Annotated in this window: 12 protein-coding genes; 5 read left to right on the forward strand and 7 right to left on the reverse strand. The window is 60.6% G+C overall.

The features are described from left to right. From ACQY7U_RS02700 to ACQY7U_RS02725, 6 genes are all read right to left on the reverse strand, one after another. Window positions 1-1017 (reverse strand): DEAD/DEAH box helicase (locus ACQY7U_RS02700; RefSeq protein ID WP_428641696.1); only part of this gene is annotated, 1017 nt, incomplete at its 3' end. 339 nt (window positions 1018-1356) lie between these two features. After that, a complete protein-coding gene (locus tag ACQY7U_RS02705; protein WP_428641698.1) occupies window positions 1357-2484 on the reverse strand; it encodes a PQQ-dependent sugar dehydrogenase in 1128 nt (375 codons plus the stop codon). A gap of 85 nt (window positions 2485-2569) precedes the next feature. Further along, entirely contained in the window at window positions 2570-2887 is a 318-nt protein-coding gene (locus ACQY7U_RS02710; RefSeq protein WP_428641700.1) for a chorismate mutase, read from the reverse strand. 99 nt (window positions 2888-2986) lie between these two features. Beyond that, window positions 2987-5281 carry an NADP-dependent malic enzyme gene (locus tag ACQY7U_RS02715; RefSeq protein ID WP_428641701.1) on the reverse strand — a complete coding sequence of 765 codons (2295 nt, stop codon included), beginning with the start codon at window positions 5279-5281 and terminating at the stop codon, window positions 2987-2989. A 126-nt stretch (window positions 5282-5407) separates the two neighbouring features. Next, the gene (locus ACQY7U_RS02720; RefSeq protein WP_428641703.1) at window positions 5408-6052 is read right to left on the reverse strand and encodes a ceramidase domain-containing protein; all 645 of its coding nucleotides are present in this window, start codon (window positions 6050-6052) and stop codon (window positions 5408-5410) included. A gap of 39 nt (window positions 6053-6091) precedes the next feature. Beyond that, on the reverse strand, window positions 6092-7318 hold the full coding sequence (locus tag ACQY7U_RS02725; RefSeq protein ID WP_428641705.1) for a PLP-dependent aminotransferase family protein: 1227 nt from the start codon (window positions 7316-7318) through the stop codon (window positions 6092-6094). Window positions 7319-7502: 184 nt separating this feature from the next. Here ACQY7U_RS02725 and moaB point away from each other — a divergent pair, with 184 nt between their 5' ends. After that, window positions 7503-8060, forward strand: coding sequence for a molybdenum cofactor biosynthesis protein B (moaB, locus tag ACQY7U_RS02730; RefSeq protein ID WP_428641706.1), 558 nt, complete (start codon window positions 7503-7505; stop codon window positions 8058-8060). A 4-nt stretch (window positions 8061-8064) separates the two neighbouring features. Further along, window positions 8065-8568, forward strand: a complete 504-nt coding sequence (locus ACQY7U_RS02735; protein ID WP_428641707.1) for a GNAT family N-acetyltransferase — start codon at window positions 8065-8067, stop codon at window positions 8566-8568. A gap of 19 nt (window positions 8569-8587) precedes the next feature. Here the strand turns inward: ACQY7U_RS02735 and ACQY7U_RS02740 are convergent, their stop codons facing one another. Further along, window positions 8588-9280 carry a glycosyltransferase gene (locus tag ACQY7U_RS02740; RefSeq protein WP_428641709.1) on the reverse strand — a complete coding sequence of 231 codons (693 nt, stop codon included), beginning with the start codon at window positions 9278-9280 and terminating at the stop codon, window positions 8588-8590. A gap of 293 nt (window positions 9281-9573) precedes the next feature. Between ACQY7U_RS02740 and ACQY7U_RS02745 the strand changes: the two genes are divergently transcribed. The 3 genes from ACQY7U_RS02745 (at window position 9574) to ACQY7U_RS02755 (ending at window position 12366) form a co-directional block, all read left to right on the forward strand. After that, window positions 9574-10410, forward strand: a complete 837-nt coding sequence (locus tag ACQY7U_RS02745; protein ID WP_428641710.1) for a substrate-binding periplasmic protein — start codon at window positions 9574-9576, stop codon at window positions 10408-10410. A 145-nt stretch (window positions 10411-10555) separates the two neighbouring features. Beyond that, window positions 10556-11671 carry a PA0069 family radical SAM protein gene (locus ACQY7U_RS02750; protein WP_428641861.1) on the forward strand — a complete coding sequence of 372 codons (1116 nt, stop codon included), beginning with the start codon at window positions 10556-10558 and terminating at the stop codon, window positions 11669-11671. A gap of 44 nt (window positions 11672-11715) precedes the next feature. Next, the gene (locus ACQY7U_RS02755; protein ID WP_428641712.1) at window positions 11716-12366 is read left to right on the forward strand and encodes a ribonuclease HII; all 651 of its coding nucleotides are present in this window, start codon (window positions 11716-11718) and stop codon (window positions 12364-12366) included. Window positions 12367-12378 lie beyond the last annotated feature (12 nt).

Consider the following 12378-nt stretch of genomic DNA (forward strand, 5'->3'; position numbering starts at 1 on the left):
GGCGCGGGCGGTACGCCCGATCCGGTGAACGTAGTTCTCGGGCACTTCCGGCAGGTCGAAGTTATACACATGGCTGACGCCCGGAATGTCGATCCCGCGGGCGGCGACATCCGTCGCCACCAGGACATTGATCCGGCCTTCCTTCAGGTCGCGAATGGCGCGCTCGCGCTGCCCCTGGCTCTTGTTGCCGTGAATGGACCCGGCCGCCAGTCCGCTTTGTGACAGCTTGCGCATCAGCCTTTCCGCACCATGTTTGGTGCGGCAGAAGACAAGCGACATGCCGTCCGGCTTTTCCTGAAGCTGCTCGACAAGGAAGTCGCTCTTGGCTTTCTGGTCCATGAAATGAACCGACTGGGTAATCTTGTCCGCAGTCTTGCCGGCCGGCGCAACTTCGACACGTTCCGGATTGGTTAGATAGGACTGTGCCAGTTCGTTGATCTGTTTCGGCATCGTCGCGGAAAAGAGCAGCGTCTGCCGCTCCTTGGCCACCAGTCCGGAAATGCGGCGCAGGGCATGGATGAAACCGAGATCCAGCATCTGGTCGGCCTCGTCGAGAACCAGGTAGGAAGCGGTTTTCAGATCCACGGCGTTCCTGTCGACAAGATCCAGCAGCCGACCCGGCGTGGCGACCAGAATATCGGTCCCCCTGGAAAGGCGCTTGATCTGGCCGTTGATCGACACGCCGCCGACGACGGAGGTGACCCGAAGCGGCGTCTTCCTCAGGAAGGAGACCAGGCTCTTGGCGATCTGATTCACCAGTTCGCGGGTGGGCGCCAGGATGAGCGCCCGCGTTCCCTTCGGCAGCGGCTTCCCGTTTTCGGCCAGAAGGCGTTCGATCAGAGGCAGGCCGAAGGCTGCCGTCTTGCCGGTTCCCGTCTGCGCCAGTCCCATGAGATCCCGGCCTTCCAGGATGAGCGGAATGGCCATTTTCTGGATCGGGGTGGGAACGTCATAGCCGTTTTCGGCCACGGCAGTCAGCAGACCGTCGGAGAGACCCAGGCTTTGAAAGTCAGTCAAATTAAATTCCTTGGTTCAAGCGTCACAAAACACGCCTGTATGACCGCAAGCATTCATACTTGCGGCTCTATGTTGGATTGCGGCAGCCGGCCCGTTTCTGGAAGCCGTTCTCAATGCCGCCAGACCCTCGCGTGAAATGGGAACTGGTTGGACCCGTCATTAGGCCCTTTTCTCTGCAACCGCTAAGCGTCCGCCCAAAATCTTGTCTGGTGTCATAACCGGACCGGGCGCGCTGTCTGCTCACGCGGCAGAGATTGCAGTGCGCTATATCGGCGGAGTGGCCTGAAAAGTCAAGCGCCGTGACCGCATGGCAGCTCCGCCCGGTGCGTTTGCCGGGCGTTATGGCAACAGCCGGAGCAGTCTGCCCTCGTCACTGTCGGTCAGTAGATAGACATAACCGTCGCCCCCTTGGCGGACATCCCGGATCCGTTCTCCCAGGTCCTGTAGCAGCTTCTCCTCCGAAACGACCCTGTCTCCCTCAAGGTCCAGCTTAGCCAGGTGCCGTCCGGCAAGCGCGCCGACAAGAAGGTCGCCCTGCCAGTCCGGATATTTCGGGCTGGTTACAAAGGCCATTCCGGAAGGGGCGATCGACGGATCCCAGTAGTGAACAGGCTGTTCCATGCCGGGCTTTGAAGTCCCCTCCCCGATCTTGCCTCCGGAGTAATGACGCCCATAGGAGATGACCGGCCAGCCGTAATTCTTTCCGGCTTCAGGAATATTGATCTCGTCCCCGCCCCGGGCCCCGTGTTCGACGGTCCAGAGTTTGCCGGTCGCCGGACTGATGGCGGCCGCTTGCGGATTGCGGTGGCCGATGGACCAGATTTCGGGCCTGAAACCTTCCCGCCCGAGAAAGGGATTGCCGGGCGCGGGTTTGCCGTCCACGGTCAGGCGCAAAACCGATCCGTTGTGGCGCGACGGATCCTGCGCGCGGTCCCGGTCACCCCGCTCGCCCACCGTCATGAACAGTGTTCCGTCCGGTGCAAAGGCCAGACGCGACCCGAAATGCCGGCCGCCGTAATCCCGGTTGTTGCCTGAAAAAACTGTCTCACCGTTGTCGAGCCGGTAGCCGGCCCCGTCCGGAACGAGTTTTGCCCTGAACAGCGACGTGCCCGCCCCTTCCGGGCCACCTTCGGAAAAGGTCAGATAAACCGTTTTGTCGATATCGAAGCCGGGACTGAGCGCGATGTCGAGCAAACCACCCTGTCCTTGTGCGAAGACTTCCGGCGTGCCCGGCACAACGACCTGGCTGCCGTCTTCGGAAACGAATTTCAGCAGGCCGTCCCGCTCGGTGACCAGATAACCGCCCTCGGGGAGAAAAGCGACGCTCCACGGATGGGTGAGATTTTCCGCGACTGTTTCCAGCCGAGAGGACGATTGTGCCTCTGCGGGCAGGAAAAACACCACTGGAACGGCAGTCAGAAAGGACGCGGCAATGGCGGCAAAGGTGGCTTTTTTCCGGAAATGCATCAACGGTTCCCTCACGCGATTGGACCAAATCCAACTATAAAGTAGGAGCGTTGACAGCATAGAAAAGCTGCTTGTTGTCCAGACCTCAGTCCTGGACTTCGAGTCGAGCCGCGATGGTCCGTTTTTCAAAAGCGACATTCCAGTCGATCAGGGTGCGCCAGACCTGTTCGGCCTGGTCACCCTCCAGCCCCAGTTCTTCCGCCCGGAGCCTGATGGCGGAAACCATGGTTTCGATCCGTTCGTGGTCGAACGCCTCATCCGGATGCTGCTTGATCTCGGCCATGCGCCGTACATAAAGCTGACGGCGCGCAAAGATCTGCAGCAGTTCCTCATCAAGGGCATCGATGGCCGTGCGGATGTCGGCCTTGCGAACGCAGTCGGCAGGCTGTTTCACTTCGCTCATCGGATGGTTTCCCGGAATTCGGCAGCTGAATAACAAACGCGGACCGGTTCTACCGGTCCGCGTCCATTGTTTGAAGGGGCGATTTGCCCCACTTGAGACTTAGCGGGACGAACGTGTCTGCGCTTCGACGCTGGCCAGTGCCGACATGTTGACAACGCCGCGCGAGGTCACGGACGGGGTCAGGATATGCGCGGGCTTCGCTGCTCCCAGAAGGATCGGCCCGACATGCAGCGCCTGGGTCGCCACCTTCAGAAGGTTGTGGGCGATGTTGGCGGCATCCAGGTTCGGGAAGATCAGCAGATTGGCCTCCCCCGTCAGCTTGCTGTCCGGCATGACGCGCTCGCGCAGGGCAATGCTCAGAGCGCTGTCGCCGTGCATTTCCCCGTCGACCTCCAGCTCCGGATGCCGCTTCCAGATCAGTTCGGTCGCCTCCCGCATCTTGCGGGAGGATGCCGTGTCGCGGGAGCCGAAGTTCGAAAGCGACAACAGTGCGATTTTCGGCTCGATGCCGAAACGGCGGATTTCCTCTGCTGCCAGATCAGCCATTTCGCAGATTTCTTCCGCCGTCGGGTCTTCGGTGACGAACGTGTCAGACAGGAACACGGCGCCTCGGGAGTTGATCAGCAGCGACATGGCGGACAGGTCCCGCGCGCCTTCGCAAATCCCGATCACCTGCTTGATGTCGCGCAGATGTTTGCTGAAACGACCTTCGAGACCGCAGATCACTGCATCCGCGTCGCCACGCCTGACCGCGAGGGCGGAAATCACCGTGGTATTGGTTCTGACAACGGTCCGTGCCGCATTCGGCGGCATGCCCTTGCGGCCGACGCATTCGAAATATTCGTCGACATAGTCACGGTAACGCGGGTCGTCCTGCGGGTTGACGCACTGGAAATCGACATCGGGGCGGATCTTCAGGCCGAAACGTTCACAGCGGGCCTCGATCACCTCCGGACGGCCAACCAGGATCGGCTGGGCGATCCGGTCCTCCAGGAGAACCTGCGCGGCACGCAGAACCCGCTCGTCCTCGCCTTCCGCATAGATAATCCGTTTCGGATCCTTGCTGGCGTTCTGGATGATCGGTTTCATGATCAGACCGGACCGGAAGACAAAACGGTTCAGCCGGTCCAGGTAGGCATCAAAGTCCTCGATCGGCCGCGTCGCAACGCCGGATGCCATGGCTGCCCTGGCAACCGCCGGGGCAATCCGCAGGATCAGGCGCTGGTCGAAAGGTGACGGGATCAGGTAGTTCGGCCCGAAGGTTTCCGTCTTGCCGCCATAGGCCCGCGCGGCAACATCGGAAGGTTCCTCGCGGGCAAGGCCCGCAATGGCTTCAACGGCGGCCCGTTTCATTTCCTCGTTGATCGTGGTTGCCCCGACATCGAGTGCTCCGCGGAAGATGAAGGGGAAACACAGGACGTTGTTGACCTGGTTGGGATAGTCCGAGCGCCCGGTGCACATCACGACGTCTTCCCGGACCGCCAGGGCTTCTTCCGGCATGATTTCCGGGTTCGGGTTGGCAAGGGCGAGAATCAGCGGCCCCTTGCCCATCTTCTCCACCATTTGCGGCTTCAGTACTCCGGCTGCGGAAAGCCCCAGGAACACGTCCGCGCCCTCGATCACCTCGTCCAGGGTTCGCTTGTCGGTCTTCTGGGCGAACTTCGCTTTCCACTCGTCCATGAGCGCCTCGCGGCCTTCATAGACGACGCCTTCGATATCCGTGACCCAGATATTTTCCAGCCTGGCCCCGAGCGACACCAGCATGTTCAGACAGGCAAGCGCGGCAGCTCCCGCGCCGGAGGCGACGATCTTCGCGTCGCCGATCTTCTTGCCCGCCAGATCAAGCCCGTTGCGGACCGCGGCACCGACAATGATCGCCGTGCCATGCTGGTCGTCATGAAAAACCGGGATCTTCATCCGTTCCCGGAGCCGGTTTTCGATCATGAAGCATTCCGGCGCCTTGATGTCCTCGAGGTTGATACCGCCGAAAGTCGGCTCCAGAACGGACACGGCGTCGACGAACTTGTCGACATTGGTTTCCGCCACTTCTATGTCGAAAACGTCTATGCCGGCGAATTTCTTGAAAAGCACCGCCTTGCCCTCCATCACCGGCTTGGAGGCCAGTGGGCCGATGTTGCCCAGACCGAGGACGGCCGTGCCGTTGGAGATAACCGCGACAAGGTTGCCGCGTGAGGTGTAGCTGGCGGCCTTCGCGGGATCCTCGGCGATTTCCAGGCAGGGCGCGGCAACACCCGGGGAATAGGCCAGCGCAAGGTCGCGCTGGTTGCCGAGCGGCTTGGTCGCCTGGATCTCCAGTTTACCCGGCCGCGGGTGCTCGTGATAGAAAAGGGCGGCTTCCGTCAGATCGCTTTCGGTATTGTTGTTATCGCTCATGACTGTCCTTGTCTCCCTGCCCTCTTCCGTAGGGTCATGTTGTTGATCCGGGAAGAGCCGGGACCTGTGCCCCGTTCGGCTCTTCGCGATATTCCGTCTGATCTTCGTGCCTTGGAGCGTAAGGCTCTAACCGGCACGCTGAAGAATGAGAACCCGTAATAGTAGGTATAGAACGATGCCGTTCAGAATATGCCACAGGAAATGCGTACCGGTGGCCAGTTGAGCGCATATCGGCTCGTCCAGCATCCGCATTCCGATTGACACGGTAAAAAGCAGGCCCGTCAGCAGGACAAGGCTTCCCAGCGGCCTGTTCCGCCGGACGAACAGCGTGCCGACGGTATAGAGCGCCATCAGGGCCGGTACATATCCTGAGGAGGATCCCGTCAGGGGAGCCAGGGCCCGAGCGGCAAAGGGCGAGGCCGCAAAGAAGACGACCACAATGCCGAGCGCCCCCCACCAGGGCAATTCCAGATAGCGTTTCAGCGCGAAAAAGAGATAGCCGTGAATGAACAGGGCGATCGGTATGACGTCCGCCAGGCTCGCCCATCGTGTGGCAAATGTGTGGAACAGGAACGAGCCGATCCCCGTGGCAACCACGATCGCGATGAGGGCGAACGCCGGAAGATCGTCCGGGGTATTCCGCCGCCATAGAACGAAGGCCGCGAACGCGGCGATCAGGAAGGCAGCATTGGACACGGCATTGAGCGGCTCGGACCAGAAGTCCGGCCCGATCCGCTCGCAGTAATTGTCCACCTGATCGCTGAGCGCCATCCGGTCCCTGCCTGCTGTCCAGTGTCCTTTTCAAAACTGTTACAACGTGGACGTGACAGTTTCGGTAATCAACCCGCCTAGCCTTGAAATACCTTTTTCAATTTTTTCATAGTCGGCGCAGGAAAAGCTGAGGCGCAACGTGTTCGTGCCGCCTCCGTCCGGGTGAAACGCTCCGCCCGGAACAAAGGCAACGCCCGCCGTTTCCACCGATGTCTGCAGCAGGGCCGCGGCATCGACCTGCTCCGGCAGCTCCACCCAGATGAACATGCCGCCTTCCGGCCTCGTCCACCGGGTACCGGCCGGCATGTATTTTTCCAGCGCCGCAAGCATGGCGTCCCGGCGGGCCTTGTAGACGGCATTCGTCATGGCGGTATGTGTCTTGAACCGAGCTTCGGCCACACGCGCCATGGCCTCCTGGTTGAGCACCGGGGTGTTCAGGTCGCTCGCCTGCTTGATCAGCACCAGCCGGGAAATCACTTCCGGCGATGCGCAGATCCAGCCAAGCCGGAGACCGGGCGACAATGACTTGGAGAAGCTGCCGCAGTAAAGCGTACGCGCCTTGTCGATCCCTCCGGACCGCTCGCAATCGAGGGCCAGCAGCGGTGGCACGGCCTCTCCGTCATAACGCAGGCTTTCATAAGGCGCGTCCTCGATCACCGCGCAGGACAGCTCTTCGGCAAGCGTCAGCAAACGCATGCGTTCTTCCACGTCCAGCGTCAGCCCGGTCGGATTGGCAAAGTCCGGCGACAGATAGGCGAACTTGACCCTGCCGCCTTTCTCCCGGGCACGTGCCTGATAGTCGGCGGCGGAGAGGTTTGTGCCGGGGTCGAGCCGGTCGAAACCGGGCTCATAGGCGTTGAAGGCCTGCAGCGCGCCGAGGTAGGTCGGCCACTGGACGAGCGCGGTATCGCCTGCCGACAGAAACAGCTTGCCGATATAGTCGAGCCCCTGCTGGGAGCCGGAGGTGATCAGAATATGCTCCGGACCACAATCGACGCCCATTTCCTGCATGTGCGAAACGATCCAGCGCCGAAGCCGCAAACTGCCTTCGCTGACACCGTATTGGAGAGCTTTTCCAGCCTCTTCCCCCGACAGGATGTCCGTATAGGCCTCGCGGAAGGCTTCCGCCGGAAACAGCGCTGCGTCCGGAATACCACCAGCGAAGGAGATCACTTCCGGCTTGTCCAGCAGTTTCAGCAGCTCGCGGATCTCCGACGCGCGCATGCGGGCTGCGCGGTTGGCATAAAGACTGTCCCAGGTGGTCATGATTGGCTCTTTGCAATTGGGTCCGATAATTAAGTCAATAATACTGACCTAAATGTTTTACAAGTGTCGAAATCTTGTTATTTTTTGTAATATTATTTCTAAAGACCCCATCCTGCGACATTTTCGAACGCATCTGGAATGAACAGCGGCAATCGCCTATGTCTTGGGAACAAAGGAGAATTCCATGTCCCGCCTCGATGAAAGCCGCCCCTTCATTCCACTGAGCATTGCCGTTCTGACGGTCTCAGACACCAGAACCCTGGAAGAAGACCGGTCCGGTAACACCCTCGTTGACCGTATAGAGAAAGCCGGTCACCGGCTTGCGGACCGCAAGATCGTCACGGATGACGTTCCCGCCATCCAGGCAGTGGTCAAGGACTGGATCTCAGACGGTGGCATCGACGTGATCATTTCGACCGGTGGCACGGGTTTCACCGGCCGCGACGTGACACCGGAGGCGATGGAGCCGCTGTTCGAAAAGCGCATGGACGGCTTCTCGGAAGTCTTCCACCGCATTTCCTACGACAAGATCGGCACATCGACGATCCAGTCGCGGGCAACGGGCGGTGTGGCCGGTGCCACCTACATCTTCGTCCTGCCCGGCTCCCCCGGCGCCTGCAAGGATGCCTGGGACGGCATCCTGAAATGGCAACTGGATTACCGGCACATGCCGTGCAACTTCGTGGAGATCATGCCGCGGCTCGATGAGCACTTAAAACGCGGCAAGCTCCGGGAAGCCTGAGGTCATGCGGTTCTCCCTCCGCGTCGCGACACCGCAGGACGCATCGAAAGTTTCCGGGCTTCTGCAACGAAGCTATTCGGTCCTGCTGCGGGAGGCTTATGACGCGGATCTTCTGGCAAAAGCCCTGCCGTTTATCTCCGTTGCCCGGCCTGAGCTGCTGAGTTCCGGGACCTATTACCTCGTCGAAACTGCAGCAGGGCGCATCATTGGAGCCGGTGGCTGGACGCGGCAGTCCCCGACAGGACGAACCGAAAGCGTAAACACCGGCAACATCCGCCATTTTGGCACGGATCCGGAGTTTGCCCGGCAGGGCGCCGGACGGTTGCTGATGAAGACATGTCTGCAGGAGGCAGCCGGGGCAGGTCTTACCGCGCTTAACTGTTATTCGACGCTCAACGGCGCGGCTTTCTATGCATCATTCGGCTTTGAAACCATCGGATCTTTCAAAGTTGAACTGCCCGGAAGCGTGATGTTTCCGAGCGTTCGCATGGTGAAAACGCTCTCCTGACAGGACCGGGTTTCCGCATTCAGCCATGCAGCCTGACGGCAAGGCTTGCCGGCAGGCGCAGGGCGCCGACGCAGAAGCGGGCCAGGGTCTGGCGAAGACCGGCGACAAAACCATCGGCGTCCACCTGTCCGGGGGTCACGGCAGCCGCCCGAAGAAAAACCAGCCGCCCGCGTCCGATGCGCTTGGCGATATCGAGATCTTCCAGTTCCGGCAAGGGCTTGTGCCCACCGAGTTTTCCATAGAACTGCCGGGAAATCAGTAGCCCCTGATTGCCGTACGGCATCCCGAGCAGCCGCGAACGCAGGGCCGCGACGGTTTCTCCGATCCGGGCTCCCAGTCCGAAGGCTTCATAACGCAGCCGGAAACTTGCTGCCGTGCGACAACCGTTCGGCGCCCTTGCGGCGCGTTCGATGAAGGCCTGGGCCTCATGGTGCCATCCACTTTCAAGAAGCGTTTCGGGCCGCAAAAACAGCAGCCATTCTCCCCGCGTTGCCAGCGAGGCGCCGTATGCCATACGCTCGCTGCGTGACGCCTTGAGCGTTGCCCACACGCATCCGGCGGCATCTGCCACCTGCGCCGTATTGTCCGTGGACCCGCCGTCCACCACAACGACTTCGCGGACCACCCCCTCCGCTGCCGCAGGAACCAAAGCCGACAGGGCGTGCACAAGTTCGGTTTCGGAGTTCTTCGACGGAATAATGACGCTGATCATGGGCTCCGGTTTTACAGGAAAAAACCCGCAAGTGCGAGAGAAACACTCAACCGGGAAGAGAACTTGCCAGTCCTGTTCCGGAAACAGCCAGGAAATCGGCAACCAATGCTGGAGTTGGACTGTCCCACCCCGATCCGGGAACTGTTGAGGACATGCAGTTAACCGTTCTGCAGTCTGTCTTCTGCCCCGTGACTGCGGAGAAACCCTCTGCCCTTTGCCGGCCGTTTCCTGTAATCTTGAACACGCTCTCGAAGGACGTCTTTCTTCGCGACGAACTTTCAACGGAAACATCAATGGCCCTTGAAACCGATAGCCCCGCCACACGCAGCAAGTTGAAACAGGTGCCCCGGCTTCTGACCGTTGCCTTCGGCTGGTTTCTTGGGATCCTGGCGCTGGCACAGGTTGCAAACGCCAGGGACCTGATCGTGCTTGCTACGCCTGAAGAGCCCTACAAGTTCCTGGAAGCGGGCATCTACAAGGGCATCGACATCGAAATCGTCGACGAGGTCATGCGCCGTCTCCGCCTGTCGTACAGGGTTGAGTTTGTCGAATCGGGAACGCGGATCCAGCAGGAGGCCCGCTCAGGCGGAGCGGACATGCTGCTTCTCTTTTCCAAAAAACCTGACCGGCTCGATTATCTGATCTATCCCCAGGAAAGCTACATTGACATCAGCTGGAACTTTTTCATCCGCTCAGAGGACGAAGACAAGATCAGCTTCAAAAGCTTCGACGATCTGAAAGGCCTGCAGATCGGCATCACCCAGGACTTCGCCTACACCCCCGCCTTTCTGAACTCCGGGCTTTCCTTTCAGACCGTCACCCGGAACAACCTGCAGATCGGCATGCTGCTCGCAAGGCGGCTGGATGCCGTGCCGATGAATACGATCAGCACTCTATACGAGGAGAAAAAGGCTGGACGTCTCGACCAGTTGTCCTACCTGCCCAAACCGCTGATAACGAAGCCCTATTACAACGTCTTTGCCAAGGCTTCATCCTATCCGGACATCGAAGGCCTGGCCGCGCGCTACGACGAAACCATCCGTGAGATGAAGGCCGACGGCACGCTGGACGCCATCATCGTCAAGTACCTCGGCAGACGGCCAGGGTCCCACGTCCCCGGAGATTCCTGACGGCGCCAGTGTCCAAAGCAGCGTATTTTTCAGAGGCTTCCACAGCGTGAAGGTACCTTGCAAAGGGTCTTCAACGTGATAATGTTCCTGTTATGTTCACATCACGACTCGGATCCTCGACGTGCCCCTCAGCCTGCCCCATGAGATACCCTGCCCCCCTGCCAGCCCCGCAACGCCGGCCTCCGACGGACGGTCGGTTGCCGAGGACCGGCGCCGCGGTCGTGGGGCGGCGTTGAACGCAAGCGGCCGCTTCGAACCACTTGCCCGTGAGAGCTTTGACGACGGCTGGGACAGCCTGGAAGACCTGCCGCCGCTGAAGACCGAGATCCAGGAAGAAAAGGCGCGCACGATCATCACGCGCAACGAATCGCCGGACCTTTCTTTCGACCGCTCCATCAACCCTTATCGGGGCTGCGAACACGGTTGCATCTATTGCTTCGCAAGGCCCAGCCACGCCTTCATGGGGCTGTCTCCCGGCCTGGATTTCGAAACCAGGCTCTTTGCCAAGCCGAATGCTGCTGCGCTTCTGGAACGGGAACTTTCAAAACCAGGTTACACGCCGCGCGTGATCGCCATCGGCACCAACACCGATCCCTACCAGCCGATGGAGCGCGGCTACAAGCTGATGCGGGACATTCTGGAGGTTCTGGAGAATTGCGGCCACCCGGTCGCGATCGTCACGAAGTCCGCTTTGGTGACAAGGGACATCGACATCCTCTCGCGCATGGCCGAGCGCAACCTGGTAAAGGTCGCCCTTTCGGTAACAACCCTCGACAAGAAACTGTGCCGGGCGATGGAACCGCGTGCCTCCGCCCCGCACAAGCGCCTCGGTGCGATCAGGGCCCTCAGCGAGGCCGGCATTCCAACCTCGGTCATGATGGCCCCGATCATTCCTGCGCTGACCGACAGCGAGATCGAGGCGCTTCTGGAGGTGGCCGCCGAACACGGTGCGGCGGAAGCAGCCTTCATTCTTTTGCGCCTGCCGCTGGAGGTCTCCGAACTCTTCCGCGACTGGCTCCTGCGCCAGAGGCCGGACCGCTACCGCCATGTCATGAGCCTCATCCGGTCGATGCGCGGCGGCAAGGATTACGACGCAAAGTGGGGCGAACGCATGCGCGGGCGCGGTCCCTATGCCGACCAGATCGCCAAGAGGTTTGCCCTGGCCGCCAAACGCTTCGGTCTCAACCTGCGCCGGAAGAAACTGACGACGGAGCACTTCGTCCAGCCGCAAAAAGGCGGTGTGCAACTGTCGCTGTTTTAAAGGATCAGCTTGCCGAGCAAGAAGGCGGACGGCAGATTTGTCCCATGGCGTTTACACCATCCCTCTTTGACCTTCCCTTCGGCGACAGTCCGGATCTGGCGCTCGAGCGCAAGCACGCGGCTGCCTTCAACAACCGTCTTTGCGGCGTAGACGAGGCCGGCCGCGGCCCATGGGCTGGCCCGGTCGTGACCGCAGCGGTCATTCTCGATTATGACCGCATTCCGGACGGTCTGAACGATTCCAAGAAACTTACCGAAGCAAAGCGCGAAGAGCTCTTCAAGCAGATCGTCACCAGCGCCCATGTGGCCGTTGCCAGCGCCTCGCCGGCGACCATCGACCGGCTGAACATCCGCACGGCCAACCTGTCTGCGATGCTCCGGGCAGTCAACCTTCTGCCTCTCGTTCCTGAATACGTGCTGATCGACGGCCGTGATGTGCCGCCCGGTCTGACGCAGACCGGCCAGGCCCTCGTCAAGGGTGACGGCCGTTGCCTGTGCATAGCCGCCGCCTCCATTGTCGCCAAGGTGACACGGGACCGGATGATGTTGCGCCTCGAGGGCCAATGCCCCGGCTACGGCTTCGCGCAGCACAAGGGCTACGGCGTTCCCCAGCATCAGGCAGCACTTGCGGAACTCGGTCCCTCGCCGCATCACCGCATGAGCTTCAAGCCGGTTCGGCTGGCAGCCGGGAAATAACGACTTAAAACG

It is taken from the genome of Roseibium sp., assembly GCF_050301095.1.
Taxonomy (GTDB): domain Bacteria; phylum Pseudomonadota; class Alphaproteobacteria; order Rhizobiales; family Stappiaceae; genus Roseibium.